Below are 17,060 nucleotides of genomic sequence, written 5' to 3' on the forward strand. Positions count from 1 at the left end.
AAAGGGTAGCAAGCTTCGGCTTGCTTTTCTTGATCTACACTATCAATCAGAAAGTAATATCAATAATGTTTAGCACAGCAATCGAATGCAGTTGATGAGTTAGGTGAAGTGATTGAAAATAGTCTACAATTACAAGCTAAAAATGAGTCCATCAGTCGTGCACGAGAAAGGAAGTTGCGGTAGATTAAGTGTCTACCTGAACGCTGATTGCTAAACAAACATAAGCATAACGACATAATAATTAATGGAATATAAGTGAAATCGATTCTACTGATAGATGACGACAAGGACTTTACGGAAGTCGCTACCCACATTATTGAATACCTAGGCCATATCGTTTCTGTGGCGCACTCGGTGGAAGACGCTAATGAGTGGATCGATAACAATGATTTCGACCATGTTTTTATCGACTTTATGCTGCCAGACGGAAGTGGTTTGCACATTTATGACCATCTGTCGAAAACGAAAACACGTACGCCTAAATGTACCTTTATTACCGGCAATCCAAAGATCAAACAAGCGATAGGCTCCATCGCAGGGCCAAGTGTCGACTATTTGATGAAGCCGATTGAACGTGAAGACATCGAAAACGCGCTACAAAAAAAGACGGTCAAAAAAGCAGGTTCTTCGAATAATAAGAAGCTCAAAGCTGACAGTGTAAGTAAGGCAACAGCCCTACCTAAAATGCATTTTGGCTGTCTAATTGGTGAGTCGAGCGCGATGCAAACCTTATACACCATGATTGAGCGAGTCGCTCGAAGCTCCGCAAACGTCATGGTGATGGGCGAAAGTGGCGTAGGTAAAGAGCTTGTTGCACAAGCCGTTCACAATGCAAGTGACTGTGATGGCGACCTAATTGCTACCAATTGCGGCGGGTTATCGAAAGAGCTTATTGGTAGTGAATTGTTTGGACACGAAAAAGGCGCTTTTACCGGCGCTATTGGTCAGAAGAAAGGTGTATTCGAACGCGCTGAAAAAGGGACTTTGTTTTTAGATGAAGTGACCGAAATGCCCATTGATATGCAGCCTAATTTGTTACGCGTACTCGAAACTAGACGGGTTAGCAGAGTCGGTGGTACACAAGAAATTCCGATTGATTGCCGCGTTGTCAGCGCGACTAATCGCTCCATTGACGATATTGCCAAAGAGAATGTGCTTCGGGAAGATATTTACTTCCGCTTAGCTGTATTCCCTATCGATATTCCACCGTTACGTAAGCGTAAAGAAGATATTCCCCTATTAGTGACAAGCTTTTTGCATGAGCTAAACGCCGAACATAACGAAAGCTATGAGATCAGCGATGCACAATTAAAGCGCCTGCTTGACCATGATTGGCCAGGCAATGTGCGTGAGCTTCGCCACACACTTCACCGTGCATTCATTATGGGCGAACCAGGTGGTAAAACAATTGAGCTTCCCAGCACGTTTGCCTCACCTTTCTCACAGATGAGTACTGATGAGGGAAACGATGGCGGGCAACTGCAAGCAGGTAAAACTATCGAAGAAGTAGAGAAAGCGCTCATTTACGCAACCTTGGACGAGGTTGGCGGTAACAAAACAAATGCGGCTGAGATGCTTGGTATTTCAACGAAAACCCTATACAACCGCTTGCATGCCTATGGTGACGACGCATGAGTAAATATCAAAAGCAACTGCATGATATCCGCAAACCATTGAATACTATCAGCATGCAAGCTGAACTCATTCGTATGTTAAGCGAAAAATTAGCGTCGCAAGGGGATGATATCGAACGCTTAGACGCGTCTGCTTTGAAGATTATTGCTAGTGCAAAAGACTGCAGCCAGCAGCTACAAGATTTATTTGAAGAGATTGAACATGACCAATCAAATCAACCTGACTGAGGGTAAAAGTACACGCTCTACTTGGGGATTCATTTTGTTCGTTTTCCTCTTACTCGTAGGGGTGAATAGCTACCTTAGCAGAACCACCATAAATGAACTGTCCGACTTGCAAACCGAAATCAGAAAGTCTTCAAGGATTGTGGGGCTGTTACAGCAATTGCATGTTCAAGTGTTAAGAGTAGAGTCTGGTCAGCGCGGGTTTCTGCTCAGTGAAGACCCAATGTACTTAAAGCAACACCAACAATCGATCAGTGAAATTGATCAATTGGTTGAGCGTTTTGCAGGCATTGAATCTTCTGATGAATCCCAACAATTGCTGATGCGAGAGTTGCTTCACACGGTTGAAATTAAATTATCTGAAATACAAAAGGTGATAAGTCAGGTTAAGGAGACAGAGTTGACTCAAGCCTTAAAAGTATATGAATCAGAAAAAGGTCAGCAACTGTATAGCCAAGTGCATCAGATGATCCAGCAGCTTAAAGAGAATGAGCAATCAATCTCGGATGCTCAAATTGCCGAGCTTGAAAAAGTCACCCAAGAGTCAGAGAGAAACCTAATTATTTCTTTTTCGACAACCATGATCCTAGTATGCGGCTTGTTTTTTCTGGTGCGTATCAACTTGAGAACGCAGCAAGAGAGACAAGAAGAAATTGAGCTACAAAATGAGAAGCTTCAAAATGCGGTAGAGGAGAGAACTAACGAATTATCACTCTACTCGGAGGAACTCACGCGGAGTAACCGAGAGCTGGAAGACTTTGCTTTTGTCGCCTCCCACGATTTACAAGAACCGCTCAGAAAAATCATGGCCTTTGGCGACCGTCTTGAGTCCCAGGCAGATGCACTGAATGACAAGCAACTCGACTATTTACAACGAATGCGCGGTGCAGCAGCAAGAATGAGCAAGCTTATCAGCGACCTGCTTGAATTCTCAAGAGTCAACACGAAAGGCAGAGAGTTTCAAGAGGTCGACTTAAACATTGTGGTCGCCGAAACCTTGGATGATCTAAATGTGCTAATCGAGGAATCGGGTGTTTCCTTAACTATTGCTGAGCTGCCAACGGTGACTGCTGACGCGCCTCAAATGCAACAACTGTTTTTCAATTTGATTGCGAATGCAGTTAAGTTTTCTGAGCAAAATGAATCACCTAGTGTAGAGGTGCGCGTAAATTCAGTGCCGCAACCTGAACAGCTAGAGCTGGAAGGACTTTCTAACTGGTATTGTTTTGAAATAATCGATAACGGTATTGGTTTTGACCAAGAACATGCGGAAAAAATATTCGCGCCATTCCAGCGCTTGCATTCACGATCGGAATATAAAGGAACAGGGATAGGATTAGCTATTTGCAGACGCATTGTTGAGCGGCATAATGGCATCATTACAGCAAGCGGTGAAAGTGGCAAGGGAGCTACTTTTTCAGTCACCTTACCCGCAAGCAATTATTTAAATAGTATTAAACAAAGCTAAGGAAGCGTGGTATGTCGATGAGTACAAAAATAGATGAACCCACCGTTATTCTCATGGCTGATGACGATGAAGACGATCGTTTGTTAGCAAAAGACGCAATGGAAGCTGCAGGCTCAAAATACAGTTGTTTTACCGTCGCTGACGGCCAAGAGCTATTGGATTACCTGCGTTGTGAGGGGGCGTTTACTGGCAAAGCGCCAGCCGAGCTTCCTAGCGTGATTCTGTTGGACTTAAATATGCCGGTGATGGATGGCAGAGAAACACTCAAGCAACTTAAGGCTGATAAGTTTCTCGCGAGCATCCCAGTCGTTATTCTTTCTACCAGCGCTGAAGTTGAAGATATTAATGATGGCTATGGCTTAGGCGCCTCTTCCTACATGATTAAACCGACGGAATTCTCCAGCATGGTCACTATGATGAAGCAGTTTAATGACTATTGGTTTGATTGTGCCTCAGTACCGATGATGGTTAGACACTAGTCTCAACCGACAATGAATAGCATCAAGCCTGTTTTAATAATTGATGATGATGAAGATGACTGTTTGCTCATTGAAGATCGCCTGCGCGATATTTTTGGTGATGATTGCTCATTTGTTGTTTGCTACGAAAAATCAGAGGCGATTCAATATTTAAAAGAGCGTACATTTTATTTATGCATTCTTGACTATCGCCTAGCGGGCTATGAAGGAATTGAGGTCTTAGAGGCGGTTTCTAAAGCAGAGTTAGCCACCCCAATTATTATGCTGACTGGGCAAGATGACAGTGTGGTAGCTGAAAACGCGATCAAGCAAGGGGCGCAAGATTTCGTAATGAAGTCTGCAATTGATGATGATGTTTTCGAAAAGTCAGTGCAATATGCAGTAACACGGAAAGCCCTCGAATTCGCTCGAACCTTGGGTAAAAAAACAGAAGCAGAAAATGTGGCCAAGGATAAATTTATCGCCCATTTGAGCCATGAGCTTCGTACACCGTTAACCTCCATCTTAGGCTATACATCCTTGCTTTTGGATAACGCAAAGGCAAGCGATTTTCATCAAGAACTCGGCATTATCTCTAATAACGGTAAGCATTTGCTTAACCTATTGAACGATGTACTGGATCTCTCGAAGATCGCGGCCAACAAGTTTGAGCTGAAAGAGGAGAGGGTTAACCTAGAGCAAACCTTAATTGAGTTGAATTCATTGGTTTCGATGAATGCGATAGAGAAAGGGCTGAATTTGCGTTTTGTCTGCGAAACGACTTTGCCAAAAGACCTAATAATAGATGATGTTCGTTTTCGTCAGGTACTCCTCAATTTGCTCAGCAATGCGATCAAGTTTACAGACACAGGTGAAGTCATAGCGACTTTTGCTTATCGAGAAGGCCCCGAGGCCGCACTCAAAATTGCTGTTAAAGACACCGGCATAGGCATGTCACCAGAACAGGTGAAAACAATCTTTTCTCCTTTTACCCAATTGGAAGATGTTGCAAATCGAAAGGCCGGTGGGGCTGGCTTAGGTTTGTCTATTTCGTCAGAGATAGTCAAGCACATGGGCGGCCACTTTCAGGTGGTGTCTGCATTAGACAAAGGCTCTGAATTCACCCTAACATTGCCCTGCAAAGGGCTAGAGCGTGACCAAAAGCTCGTTCAATTCAATTTGGAACAAGACGCTAGTATAGTCAAAAAACAACCTGCACCCGCATTGCACGGCAAAGTGTTAGTGGTCGATGACGTACTTGAGATACGCCAATTAGCGGGCTATTTTATTAAAGAGACCGGTGTAGAAGTAGAATATGCGAGCAATGGCCAAGAAGCGATTGAGAAGGTTTCACAGGCAGCCTCGCAAGGCTCTCCGTTTCAGATTGTTTTCATGGACTTACACATGCCAATCATGACTGGCAGCGAAGCCAGTGACAAGCTGAAAGCAGATTATCAAGAACTGAACATTGTTGCGATGACTGCCGCGATTAACAAGGGTATGGAGCACGAGTTACTCGCTGCTGGCTTTGACAAGCTAATCGCTAAACCATTGAATAAAAAATTATTATGGCGCTTGTTGAGTGAACTGCTAATGCGGGCGGAAAAACCTCAATCATCGGAGTCAACGCTGACAGTGGTGCATATCGTCGAAGACGATGCGGATAATGCCATGATTATGCAAATGATGCTTGAGCAACTCTCGTGTAATGTGCTCATTAGCAACAATGCGCAAAGTGCCATCGATACAGCACGCTCAAATAGCAATATTCAGCATCATATTCTCGATTTGGGGCTACCAGATTTGGCTGGCGAAGCGTTTTTGGCTGCTTTCTTTGCTCAACCAGTGTCAGGTGCTGTGAGCATTCTCAGTGGCAATCAGCCAGACCCCTCTTTAAGTCAGTCCTTTCCCATCACAAAGCAACTTGTTAAGCCAATCAACAAAGATGAATTAGCGTCACTCCTTAGCTAAGCGTTCGCTAGCGTTGTACCTCATATATATTGGGTAAAAACTACCTAAACTCTGTAAGTCTTACACCATGATGTTTATTTTTACGCTAATCATTTAGATAAAAGCTATATAAACCAATGCTTTAAATCTTGGTATGAACTTGGCATTAGCACAAGTGAAGTAAGATACTTTTACGATACACAAGGAGAAAAATATGAAACACATATTATTACCAGCTGCATTAGTAACTGCTTTATTTTCAACAAGCGCAATTGCCGCGAATAAGTGGGAAAAAGAATCAATGGATGCTTGGATTGATGGGAAAGCGGAAGCGACCATTTTATTCAACGGCAATTTAGATTCATTCGACATTAACACTGACGTTCAAGACGGCATTGTGACGCTAAGCGGTAGTGTCGATAATAAAATTGAGCGTGAGTTAGCCGAGGAGCTAATTTTAGGTATCGATGGCGTGAGTGATGTGGAAAACCGCTTAACGGTGATCAACAAAGATATGAAAGATGACAGCGAAATCGCCAATAATTTTAAAGACGCAAAAATTAGCACTGTCATCACGAGCCGATTGTTATTCGAATCGGAAGTCAGTGGCACAGCGATCGACGTTGATGTAGATGATAGAGTCGTTACATTGAACGGTGAATTAAGTTCTGAAGCAGAGCGCGATTTAGCCATCACGATTGCTGAAAATACGGCGGACGTGAAGTCGGTGAAAGACAATATCAAAATTGATGCCGAATAAATCGAATCAAAAGTGAATACTTACTTTTAATTAAATGTATAAAGGGCCTGTCTTTGAGGAGAAGGCCCTTTTTTATTCTTTTAAAAATCCAAGGGAGGCCAAGATGGCAGAACTTATTAACCAACGTTTCGACGAGCGAATTGCAGCAATTTATGACGAAGAAACGAACGCCCACCGAGCGAAAAAGAAGCTAAGAGAGGAGTTAAATTTGAATCCTCAAGTGCTACACGTAATAGGACCTAAAGAAAGAAAAACAGCCGAGAAACTCGAAGGAAGAAGCGCGCCGATTGGCAAGCAAATGCTGTCAGCTCACTTCTTGTATGCCATTGCTAGCTTTTTGCTGGGTATGTTGATTGCCTTACTGCTAGTTGAGTTTGGTCCTTCGTTATTTGCCAATAATCCCTTATTTACATTTATGGCATTTGTCAGCCCAGGTATTTTTATTGGTGTCTTCGTCGGTGGCCTCCGCAGCCTGAAGCCTGAAAGAGATAGAATTAACCAGGCAACAATAGAAGCGAAGGGGGTAAACAAATGGACCTTAGTGGTAGATACTGAAAAAGCACAGGCGTCAAAAGACGACATAATAGAGACAATTAAGCAAACGCTCTAAAACTAATGGCCGTGTTTACTGACTTATTACTATATCAATCAAGCGATTTAAGACCCTGCTTCTCTCATAGTCGCTATCAATTGAATTTGCTGCTGTATAAACCTGTTCCTGCAGCGCTTGTGATATCTCATTGTCATCGATAATTTGAAGCAGAAGGGTAGCAAGTTCGTAATCCGATTGAATTTCATTTTGTGCGAGCTTTACTAAATCGACCAAGTGGCGTTCGTGGGTTGATGATTTAGCAAGTGCTGTCATAGCCTCACGCATTTGATAATCACTTTGAATGCTATTCAAACTGTTTAGCATAGCATCGGTAGATTCACTCGCGACCGTCATATTGGCCACTTGCTTTACAAATACGTCACTGAGTAAGCTATCAGACTCGCTCGTACTGCTGAGACTAATTAATGCGGATATTTCGCTACTTTCAAGCTTTATTGTTTGTATGGTTTCCAACAAATAAGCACCTTTACTAGAGTCACTTTCAATGAGCGCTGACCTTCCCGTTGACTCGATATTCGTATTCGACCTTCCCCGAAACGTTCTCTATTTGGAGTCGGCGCTTTTGCCCTAATACTAAATCTCCAATAACTAAGCTAATAGATTCTGGGAGTACTTCAATATCGGTTTCATCATCATTAAAGCTTAGCGCATTGCGAGATGCTTTATTTGGTGCTTTCAACTCAAAGAAAAAATCATCATCGTAGATCATGTGTCTGTGCCCAATATGGATTGAGCAGGCCGATAGCATTGCTATGAAGATAACTAATAAAACGTTTCTGAAATGATGATGCATGATTCCCTATCCTGTTTATGCTTCCAGTGCTTGCTTAACCTTCTTGTTGTAAACATAACGATAAATACAAACGAGTGCTAACACTTATTTGTTTCAAGTTGTTTTATTCGGTTTTTGCTCTACCCCGTCATTACCTCGAAGGAGGGAATCCCGATTTTAGGTTACCGCCTTCGCGGCAATGACTAGTCCGTGATATTTCTTCCTCCCCACCTTCGTGGGGATGACGGTAAAAATGGCGTTACTAGAAATGGAGACTAAGGTAGATCCCCACTTTCGTGGGGATGACGAGCTTGTGGGGATGACGTTGACGTGGGGATGACGAGGTTGTTGGGATGGCTAGTCCGCGTTACCGTTTTGCAATTATCCAGACCGCATGCACGACGCCGGGTATATAACCTAAGATTGTCAGTAAGATGTTTAAAAAGAACTGACCCGTTAGGCCGACTTGCAAAAACACGCCAATAGGTGGCAGTAATACAGATAATAAAACACGTATAAAGTCCATGATATTTCCTCTTGTTAGTTTAGAAATTTTTGTTCTTTCTCTAAGTTAGTAATCGATTTTAATATTCTCGCCAACTTCACCTGACTTGATGGTAGCGCCAGTAGCAAGTTTGATCAGCCCGCGTAATGTTGGGTCAACTGACCATATTTCTGCGCTATCTAATTCAAAGCGCAGCATCACCAAACTGGGATCTTGCTTGCCTTCTTCAAACCAGGCTTCTACTTGTTTGCTCCAGTATTTATCAACGAGATCGTCGTCGGACTCATGAACTAAATGGCCACTGAAGCTGGCGAACATATCGTGATTTTTGCTGGAAAACGTGATTGTTGCCTTCCCACCTTCTGCTACGCGATTGTCCTTAGATGTATAAAACCAGAAAGCGTTATCTGCGTTTCTATCTAACAACGCTCTCATCGGTTCGGGATGTTCAGCATTTTTATTTAATCCAACCATCACGTATGGGCTATCCGAAATTGCTCCCCACATTTGTTCTACTAATTTGCTAGTCATATTTCCTCCAGTTTCGCATTTGAATGAATTGCGTTTAAAAATTTAACTACTTGGTTTTATTTCACTATGAGATTTCAGCACTTTGTCGCCGTCACTTTGTTCTATTAAATAGGCCGGATCATCTTCGCTAGCGTTACGAGTAACCTCGCTTCCTTTTAAGGTTTTGCTGACCTTGTCGGTAAATTTCTCTCGAATATATCCCTCTGCGGTGCCATTTCCCCAATCCCATGTCACCAGTGTGTTGGTCTGAAAATGTTTCATTGCCGTTCCTCCTTATGCATCCATTTCTTGCTGGTATTCTTTCGCTAGCTTTGTTTTTTCTTCGTCACTGAGTGTTTTACCCGCTTGCTGGAAGAACTCTTGCTCTTCTTCGGCTAAATGATGCTCAATTTTATCTGCTAGCTTTTTAAAGCCAGCTAACCACTGAGGAGTAGACATGTCAGTGTTATCAAGCTCTGCGACTAACTTATCCATTTGATGGTGCTCTGCAACACCATGGCGTGACATTTTGATTGTTGAATCTGCTTGCATAAGAGGCGCATAAAAGTGCCTTTCTTCTGCTTTTGCGTGCAAGGCTAACTCTTTTTTCAACTGCTGATAGTAGGTCTGACGAACCTCTGAATCACCTTGTGTATCTAGCAGTAATTTCACTAAAGCACGCTGTTTATCATGGTCCTTTCTTAAGGCTTCAAAAATCTTCATATACTTCTCCTAATCCTTCTCTAATATGCTGTTGCGACAATTGCATTCGCTAACTTTCGAAATGCGGCAACATTCGCACCTCGTTCATAATCTATAATGTCACTATCGGAATTTTTGCCTTCTTGAACGCATTGCTCATGGATATTTTTCATTGCTGCCTTGAGCTCTTCTTCTAGAGTTTGCTCAGATTGATAGCGCATAGCAGCGTTCTGCTGCATTTCAAAGCCGGATAAAATAACCCCGCCGGCATTCGCTGCTTTACCAGGCACGAACGTGATCTTATGCTGCTTAAAATACTGAACAGCCTTTTGTGTGCATGGCATGTTGGCTCCTTCAACGACGAATAGAGCACCATGATTTACAATGTCTTTTGCTTCTTGTTCGTCAACTTCGTTTTGAGTAGCGCAGGGCATCGCGATAGTGCTGTCGATGCACCAAGGGCTTTGGTCTTTAATAAATTCAGCTTCGCTCTCATCAGCCAATGCCGACAATGCGTTTTCTGCGTTTTGCCCTTCGGTCAAAAGCCAGCGAATATCAGATGCAGAGATACCTTTTTCATTTAATAAAAAGCCTCGGCTATTCGACAGTGTTTTCACCTTTGCCTTTTTCTCAATTGCTTTTAGGGCCGCGTGCAAAGCAACATTACCTGCGCCAGAAATACAAATAGTTTGATCTTCTAAAGCGTTCGAGTGACTCTGCAATACTTCTTCTGTAAAGAAAATGACACCAGAGCCGGTTGCTTGAACGCGATACTCGCTCCCGCCTAGCTGAATTGGCTTGCCTGACAACACGCCATCAAAAGACTTTTGATTCTTCAAATATTCACCGAACATATAGCCAAGCTCGGTGTCCGATACGTTAATGTCACCGGCAGGCACGTCGCTATTAGCACCGATATAGGGTTGCAATGCGCGCATGTAAGCTTTGCAAAATCGTCTAATTTCACTCTTTGATGCAGTTTTTGGATCGAAGTCAGCACCGCCTTTACCCGCACCTAAAGCGAGTCCGGTGAGCGCGTTCTTAAAGCTTTGCTCATATGCTAAAAATTTGAGCACAGACGTGTTAACACTTGGATGGAAACGAGTACCCCCTTTGTAGGGCCCCAATATGTTGCTGTGTTGAACACGGTAACCCTGATTTACTCTACAAGTACCAGTGTCGTCTTCCCATTCAACCTTGAACTGAAGCACTCTGTCGGGCGTGATTAAACGCTGCAAGACATTATGCTTTTTATAGTCTTCATTGGCATTCACGATAGGAACAATGTGTTGAAAGCTTTCTTCTAAAGCTTGGCGGTATTCCACTTCATGTTGAGTATGTTGACCAAGCCAAGATAAGGTATCTGTGTGTAGAGACATGTGTACTCCGAAATTAGTAATTAACGGAGGTGTTTCAATATACATGCCATTCGTTTTATTTTTCTATCGTTATGATTTTATTGGTAAAAATAATATATTGAAAATAATCAGGCGGGTGTTTTGGTAAGAAGTACAGAACCTATGAAATTTTTACATAGGCTCTTTTAGTCAATATCGCTGATACCTAATTTACGCAGACGCTGGTTAATTGCAGTCAAATCAAGCTCGCAGTGTAATTGACTTTGATGGCTGAACAACTTTTTAAGTGCCATGGCCTGAGTCTTAATAGGAGCAATTAAATGCTCTGGATTTTCACTCGCTTCAATTAAGGCGTGAAAAGTGTCTAGTAGATGACAAACAACCGCCGGGCGTTGCACTGCCGATTGCCTAATTTGTGTGAAGGCATTGGCAAAAATCTCTGCAAATGATTCGTCACAAGTGACTAGTCTTGCATTATCATCGGTATCGAGCATTAAATTGGAAGGTAAATTGCTCACAGTGAATGTGCCTAATGCACAAGCAATTTTATCAATACAGTTTTTTGCAGTATGCGGGTCATCCATGCTTGGTGAGAGTGCTCGCAAGGCGATTTCAACCAGTTGACTTATCGCATATTCTGGATCTTGCAGTGGCGTGCGTTTGTCACCTATCTCCAAAAAGCGCGACTGTGTGTATTCTTCCAAGTTAATGTCTGGGTCGTTAGTATATAAAGTCGCTATTGACGCTCCATTGATGAGATATTTTCCTGCCCTTGAATTCAGCTCAATAAAGCCCTTAGACTTTTTGGCGAGCTGCACCAATGCACCATATTCAATAGCTTGAACATAGCCGGGTAGCGATGCGCGAATCTGGTACTTTTCAGAGTATTCGCTCAAAGTTGGTTTGGCTTCATTCGACCCTAGTTTGTAGGCCATATTGTTATTTGCTTGGCTACTGTCATGGTGTTGTTGGAGGGCCTTCATATCTGCCATGAGTGATTTAGCAATCGTTTCCACAACGTTATCCGCTTGAATCGAGCTGGCCACATGATGGATAAAGAAAATGAGGGTGACAACACATAAAATGGCACTGATAAACACCACTGCAACCGGATAGCCTAAGTAGGCTTCTGTACTGTGAGCCTGTTCGAATAATTGCTTGTTTTGTGTATTTAACTTGGTGTAAACAATCACACTGTAGACGAATGTAGAGGTAAATAAGCCAAGCGTGAACTGGGTTTTCTTACTTTCCATAAAGCTTCGAATAATGCGGGGGCCAAATTGACCGGATGCCATGACGAGCGCAACCAAGGTCATAGAGAATGCAATACTGATCACGGATATTGTCGATGACGCGACTAAGTTGCTCATTCCTTGACTGGCAGTAACATCATTAATCTTTAGCAGATTGAGTATCCTGAGGTCTGTAGAGGAAAACGGGCTGAGGAGTAAACCAAAAAATATCGCAACAAAAACCATCATAAGAGGAGCGAACCAAAAACTTCCGCTCACCTGAATGGCGGTTTTCTTTAGTTTCACGCTCAACTTCTTGGGGCCTGTCACAATTGATTCAAAAAAACTCATGCTTTTTCCTTAAAAAGCCCCAGTGATAACATCCCTGGGGCGCTTGTTACTTTTTCAAAATCAAATCACTTTATTGTTTTGCAATTTCAGTGACGACCTTATCGGTTTTTGCCATTGCTTGATATGTTTTACGTATTTCTTCAGCTTTACCGCTGCTTGAAGCTGGAATAATCAGGCGTGTCGTTTCGCCATCGAGCTTAATTTCAATCTCATGTTTTACCCCTTCAATCGTCATGGCAAGGGTCTCACTTGGTTTTTTAACCTTAAACATTTTTTCGAGGTTTTTGTCCTCTAGTAACACTTTGTCTGGCGTATCAACGTCAACTTTTATCTCGTCTTTAGTTGAAGCCATCGCTACTGAAGTGTAGCCAAAAAATGTACAGATTACTGCTACTGATAGTAACTGTGTTGTTGTTCTGATCGTTTTCTTAATGTTTTTCATGATATCTCCTAAGGGTGAGGACTAGTAATAAATAGCCCTATTTTCAGCTAAGCCATAAAACTGAGTGACTGCTAACAAAAATGCCGCTACGTTCAGGCAGCGGCATTGACTTTATGTACTCGCTTTTTAGATTTAGCAGTCTTTATCTTTTGCGTCTGTTGCTTCTTTTGCGTCTTCACACGCATCTTCCACTGCGTTACCTGCATCCTCAACAATTTCGTCTATATTCTCGCCCGCTTCTTCTGCTGGGCCTTCTGAACATGCGCTTAAGCCCATGGCGAAGAAAATTGCTAATGCTGCAGTGCCAAATTTTTTCATTGAGTTTGTCATAATGATTCCTTTTTTTAATGTGTTGATAAATTGAATGACCTTAGTCTAGCTAGACTTGAGGCTTCTTACCTTTCAAAGCTCCTGCGACCAATGAAATGACTAAGAGTACGATAAATACAAAGAATAGAATTTTCGCTATTCCTGTCGCAGCTCCTGCAATACCCGTAAATCCGAATAGTGCCGCGATAATTGCGATAATAAAAAATGTAATTGCCCAACTTAACATGGCTTTCTCCTTTTTTGATTGTCACTGCAAAGATGTTGAACACATCAATGCGACTCCTGATTTCGGTGATTGTTATTCTTGAAGTTGCACAATAGATGCCAATAGATAAGGCATTGAAAATGTTAGATTATATTTTTTTAGTTAAGCTTTCGTGCAGCGAACATGGAAATTTTTACACACTTAAGTGGAACATCTTACTCAATAGTAAATAATGCTGGGTTTTTGCTTAACTAAAGCTTTACACTAATAGCAGATGAATCAGATGTCTTACTGATTAAAGTGAGATGAAAACCTAAGAGAACACACCATGCATGAAATAAAGTGCCCGCACTGTCAAAAGGCGTTTAAGGTTGATGAAACTTCCTATGCTGACATCCTCAAGCAAGTGAGGGATGAAGAGTTCGAGCATCAGTTACATGAGCGCTTGGCGCTAGCAGAAAAAGACAAAGTGAACGCCTTAGAGCTGGCTAAGAGCCAGGCGAGTAGCGAAATACAGAAAAACACCGCTGCTAAAGAGTCTGAAATACAGGCATTGAAAGCCGAGCTAGGTAATGTAGAAGTCAGCAAAAAGCTCGCGGTCAGTGAAGCGCTTGAGTCTATTAAAAAAGAGCGTGATGCACTTGCGAATAATCTTGAGCAGGCAAAACGAGATAAAGAAGCGGCGTTAGAACTGGCGAACCTGAAGTTGCAAAGTGAGTTGAAAGAAGTCCTTTCTACCAAAGATAAAGAAATCGACAACTTACGTACTCAACTTAACTCCATTCAATTGGAGCAAAAAGTCGCTATTACGACCGCTGTTAGCCAGGTTGAGAAAGAACGTGACGAGCTTAAAAGTGGTTTACAGCATGCTGCCTTAGAGAAGCAGTTAGCAGAAAAGTCGCTTACTGATAAATATGAAACACAAATAAAAGACCGAGATGAAGCTATTGAACGTCTTAAGGATATGAAGGCGCGCTTGTCGACGAAAATGGTAGGTGAGTCCCTCGAAATCCATTGTGAAACGGAGTTTAATCGAATCCGCTCAACCGCATTCCCTCGTGCTTATTTTGAGAAAGACAACGACGCAAGCTCTGGTAGTAAAGGAGACTATATTTTTCGTGACTCAGACGAAGAAGGCACTGAAATTGTTTCTGTCATGTTTGAAATGAAAAACGAAAGCGATACTACAGCGACGAAGAAAAAGAACGAAGATTTCTTCAAAGAGTTGGATAAGGACAGAAATGAGAAGGGATGCGAGTATGCTATTTTGGTTTCATTATTGGAGCCAGAAAATGACCTTTACAATACAGGTATTGTCGACGTATTCCATCGCTATCCTAAGATGTATGTGGTTCGCCCTCAGTTCTTCATTCCAATTATTACGCTTCTTCGAAATGCAGCAATGAAATCCTTGGAATACAAGAAGGAGCTTGCCTTAGTGCGCGAACAAAGCGTCGATATTACAAACTTCGAGGAAGACTTAGAAAAATTTAAGTCAGCTTTTGCAAAAAACTATGAGCTGGCGAACCGAAAATTTCAAACCGCCATTGATGAAATTGATAAATCGATTAATCATTTGCAAAAAACCAAAGACGCGCTGCTGAGCACAGATAGAAACTTGCGCTTGGCGAATGATAAGTCGCAAGATGTGACTATCAAGAAGCTGACGCGTCGCAACCCTACGATGGCTGCTAAGTTTGCTGAAATTGAGGAGAGCGACACTAAGGACAAGGGATAGATAACGTTGACTTATAGATACAATCTATTTGCTCTAAGCTCGGCGTGAGCTTTTTATAATCACAAGGTTAGACTTTACCAATCTCAGTCGCTTCAGGGACCTCAACTAACTTTCCGGTTTTGCAATCATAAATATAGCCATACACGGGAATGTTATTGGGGACCAAATTACTTGAACGTATGCGCTGAACATCTTCAACTACGCTTTTTGCATTGTCCTTAAATGTCAGCCAGTTAATATATTTACCGTCAGTGCTGCCACCTTCGGTTTGTTGATTGCGCCAGCCATTTTCATCTACCGTCGCTGTCGCTAAGCTGTCTTCTAATAAATCACCCATGATATTGCTATCAAACAACTCCATGCCGCAGTCGGTATGGTGAATCACAAACCATTCGTTTGTACCTAAAAGTTTATGTGAAATGACTAAGGAACGGATAGCATCGTCGCTGGCTCGCCCTCCAGCATTTCTTATTACATGCGCATCACCTTCAGCCAAGCCAGCATATTTGGCTGGATCAAGACGCGCATCCATGCATGTTAAAATGGCAAAACCTCTTGCTGGTGGTAATGCTAAGTCTGCTTTGTCACCGAAGTTTTCAGCATATTCTGCATTTGCAGCTAAGACTTCTGATTTAATTGTGCTCATATATAGGTACTCGTTTTTGAAAGTAAGGACCTGAGTATAGAGCGTGGTTGATTGTTAGCGCTATTAAATAAAAAGAGCGATTTGTTATTTCAAAGTTATTATGGTTATAGCGGCAATATGTGACACCAACCTTCATTACTGCTCAGGCTTGAACCAATGTTGCGTGCGGTTAGCAAACCAAACGAGTGAAAGCATCACCGGTACTTCTACTAATACACCGACAACGGTGGCAAGAGCGGCACCCGAATGTAGGCCGAATAGTGAAATTGCAACGGCAACGGCGAGTTCAAAGAAATTTGATGTTCCTATCATACAAGCAGGAGCTGCAACGTTATGAGGTAACTTCATTCGCTTGGCCAACCAATAAGCAATCGCAAATATTCCGTACGTTTGAATGAGTAAAGGAATTGCGATTAAAACGATTGCTTCAGGTTTCGATAAAATCGTATCAGCTTGAAAGCCAAATAAAAGTGTGACGGTTGCCAATAAGCCAAGTATCGACCACGGTTTCATTATCGCAAGAAATGAATCGACTCTGGACAGGTCGCCCTTCTTGTCCAATTTTTTACGCGTAATCGCGCCGGCTAATAACGGAACTAAAACGTACAAAACTACCGACAACACTAAGGTGTCCCAAGGCACGGTGATATCAGTTACGCCAAGTAATAAGCCAGCAATGGGGGCAAAGGCAAATATCATGATGATGTCGTTTATCGACACTTGCACCAAGGTATAGTTTGCATCTCCTTTCGTCATTTGGCTCCACACAAAAACCATGGCAGTGCAGGGGGCAACACCCAGCAAAATCATCCCCGCGATATACTCGGTTGCGGTTTCAGGATCGACCCAATCTGCAAATAATACCTTGAAGAACAACCAGCCAAGAAAGGCCATGGTGAAAGGCTTGATCATCCAATTTATCACTAAAGTGAGTGCAAGGCCTTTCGGTTTTTTACCCACGTCTTTAAGTGATGAGAAGTCTATCTGCACCATCATAGGATAAATCATCAGCCAGATAAGCACGGCAATCACAATGTTTACATGCGCAAATTCGAGCTCTGAGACGACAGTAAAAAAACCTGGCATGAAGCTCCCTGCAACAATACCAACAATGATGGCGAGACCAACCCAGACCGACAAATACCTTTCAAATAAACCCAT

General features: G+C 42.4%; 21 protein-coding genes. 8 read left to right on the plus strand and 13 right to left on the minus strand.

The window, feature by feature from the left end; all coding sequences use genetic code 11:
* Nucleotides 1–255: 255 nt before the first annotated feature.
* The 7 genes from RM544_RS05625 (at nucleotide 256) to RM544_RS05655 (ending at nucleotide 7,105) form a co-directional block, all read left to right on the plus strand.
* A complete protein-coding gene (locus tag RM544_RS05625) occupies nucleotides 256–1,635 on the plus strand; it encodes a sigma-54-dependent transcriptional regulator (protein WP_311360799.1) in 1,380 nt (459 codons plus the stop codon).
* Nucleotides 1,632–1,862: a histidine kinase dimerization/phospho-acceptor domain-containing protein gene (locus tag RM544_RS05630; RefSeq protein ID WP_311360800.1), complete on the plus strand. Its 231-nt coding sequence runs from the start codon at nucleotides 1,632–1,634 to the stop codon at nucleotides 1,860–1,862. Before RM544_RS05625 ends, RM544_RS05630 begins: the two co-directional genes overlap by 4 nt.
* Nucleotides 1,837–3,327 carry a sensor histidine kinase gene (locus RM544_RS05635; protein ID WP_311360801.1) on the plus strand — a complete coding sequence of 497 codons (1,491 nt, stop codon included), beginning with the start codon at nucleotides 1,837–1,839 and terminating at the stop codon, nucleotides 3,325–3,327. The genes RM544_RS05630 and RM544_RS05635 overlap by 26 nt, the downstream gene beginning before the upstream one ends.
* A gap of 17 nt (nucleotides 3,328–3,344) precedes the next feature.
* Nucleotides 3,345–3,806: a response regulator gene (locus RM544_RS05640; RefSeq protein WP_311361335.1), complete on the plus strand. Its 462-nt coding sequence runs from the start codon at nucleotides 3,345–3,347 to the stop codon at nucleotides 3,804–3,806.
* Nucleotides 3,807–3,818: 12 nt separating this feature from the next.
* On the plus strand, nucleotides 3,819–5,756 hold the full coding sequence (locus tag RM544_RS05645; protein WP_311360802.1) for a response regulator: 1,938 nt from the start codon (nucleotides 3,819–3,821) through the stop codon (nucleotides 5,754–5,756).
* 193 nt (nucleotides 5,757–5,949) lie between these two features.
* Nucleotides 5,950–6,495 carry a BON domain-containing protein gene (locus RM544_RS05650; protein ID WP_311360803.1) on the plus strand — a complete coding sequence of 182 codons (546 nt, stop codon included), beginning with the start codon at nucleotides 5,950–5,952 and terminating at the stop codon, nucleotides 6,493–6,495.
* A 103-nt stretch (nucleotides 6,496–6,598) separates the two neighbouring features.
* On the plus strand, nucleotides 6,599–7,105 hold the full coding sequence (locus RM544_RS05655) for a hypothetical protein (RefSeq protein ID WP_311360804.1): 507 nt from the start codon (nucleotides 6,599–6,601) through the stop codon (nucleotides 7,103–7,105).
* Nucleotides 7,106–7,120: 15 nt separating this feature from the next.
* On the opposite strand, the gene RM544_RS05660 is transcribed toward RM544_RS05655, so the two are convergent.
* From RM544_RS05660 to RM544_RS05710, 11 genes are all read right to left on the minus strand, one after another.
* Entirely contained in the window at nucleotides 7,121–7,564 is a 444-nt protein-coding gene (locus tag RM544_RS05660; RefSeq protein ID WP_311360805.1) for a hypothetical protein, read from the minus strand.
* A 25-nt stretch (nucleotides 7,565–7,589) separates the two neighbouring features.
* A complete protein-coding gene (locus RM544_RS05665) occupies nucleotides 7,590–7,901 on the minus strand; it encodes a hypothetical protein (protein ID WP_311360806.1) in 312 nt (103 codons plus the stop codon).
* A 346-nt stretch (nucleotides 7,902–8,247) separates the two neighbouring features.
* A complete protein-coding gene (locus RM544_RS05670) occupies nucleotides 8,248–8,406 on the minus strand; it encodes a YqaE/Pmp3 family membrane protein (RefSeq protein WP_311360807.1) in 159 nt (52 codons plus the stop codon).
* 45 nt (nucleotides 8,407–8,451) lie between these two features.
* Entirely contained in the window at nucleotides 8,452–8,916 is a 465-nt protein-coding gene (locus RM544_RS05675; RefSeq protein ID WP_311360808.1) for a pyridoxamine 5'-phosphate oxidase family protein, read from the minus strand.
* Nucleotides 8,917–8,958: 42 nt separating this feature from the next.
* Entirely contained in the window at nucleotides 8,959–9,177 is a 219-nt protein-coding gene (locus tag RM544_RS05680) for a hypervirulence associated TUDOR domain-containing protein (RefSeq protein WP_311360809.1), read from the minus strand.
* Between the two features lie 12 nt (nucleotides 9,178–9,189).
* Nucleotides 9,190–9,618, minus strand: coding sequence for a hemerythrin domain-containing protein (locus RM544_RS05685; protein ID WP_311360810.1), 429 nt, complete (start codon nucleotides 9,616–9,618; stop codon nucleotides 9,190–9,192).
* Between the two features lie 20 nt (nucleotides 9,619–9,638).
* Nucleotides 9,639–10,976, minus strand: coding sequence for an NADP-specific glutamate dehydrogenase (gdhA, locus tag RM544_RS05690; RefSeq protein ID WP_311360811.1), 1,338 nt, complete (start codon nucleotides 10,974–10,976; stop codon nucleotides 9,639–9,641).
* Between the two features lie 164 nt (nucleotides 10,977–11,140).
* Nucleotides 11,141–12,538, minus strand: coding sequence for a DUF2254 domain-containing protein (locus RM544_RS05695; RefSeq protein ID WP_311360812.1), 1,398 nt, complete (start codon nucleotides 12,536–12,538; stop codon nucleotides 11,141–11,143).
* 70 nt (nucleotides 12,539–12,608) lie between these two features.
* A complete protein-coding gene (locus RM544_RS05700; RefSeq protein ID WP_311360813.1) occupies nucleotides 12,609–12,980 on the minus strand; it encodes a hypothetical protein in 372 nt (123 codons plus the stop codon).
* 132 nt (nucleotides 12,981–13,112) lie between these two features.
* Nucleotides 13,113–13,310 carry a hypothetical protein gene (locus tag RM544_RS05705; RefSeq protein ID WP_409220060.1) on the minus strand — a complete coding sequence of 66 codons (198 nt, stop codon included), beginning with the start codon at nucleotides 13,308–13,310 and terminating at the stop codon, nucleotides 13,113–13,115.
* A 49-nt stretch (nucleotides 13,311–13,359) separates the two neighbouring features.
* Nucleotides 13,360–13,536 (minus strand): DUF1328 domain-containing protein, encoded by a 177-nt coding sequence (locus RM544_RS05710; protein WP_311360814.1) that lies wholly within the window; start codon nucleotides 13,534–13,536, stop codon nucleotides 13,360–13,362.
* Between the two features lie 307 nt (nucleotides 13,537–13,843).
* Between RM544_RS05710 and RM544_RS05715 the strand changes: the two genes are divergently transcribed.
* Nucleotides 13,844–15,253 (plus strand): DUF2130 domain-containing protein, encoded by a 1,410-nt coding sequence (locus RM544_RS05715; RefSeq protein WP_311360815.1) that lies wholly within the window; start codon nucleotides 13,844–13,846, stop codon nucleotides 15,251–15,253.
* A 67-nt stretch (nucleotides 15,254–15,320) separates the two neighbouring features.
* Here the strand turns inward: RM544_RS05715 and RM544_RS05720 are convergent, their stop codons facing one another.
* Nucleotides 15,321–15,899: a beta-class carbonic anhydrase gene (locus RM544_RS05720; RefSeq protein ID WP_311360816.1), complete on the minus strand. Its 579-nt coding sequence runs from the start codon at nucleotides 15,897–15,899 to the stop codon at nucleotides 15,321–15,323.
* 135 nt (nucleotides 15,900–16,034) lie between these two features.
* Nucleotides 16,035–17,060, minus strand: a complete 1,026-nt coding sequence (gene arsB / locus RM544_RS05725; RefSeq protein ID WP_311360817.1) for an ACR3 family arsenite efflux transporter — start codon at nucleotides 17,058–17,060, stop codon at nucleotides 16,035–16,037.

This window comes from Brumicola blandensis, from assembly GCF_031846165.1.
In the GTDB taxonomy this organism is placed as follows: Bacteria; Pseudomonadota; Gammaproteobacteria; order Enterobacterales; family Alteromonadaceae; genus Glaciecola; species Glaciecola blandensis.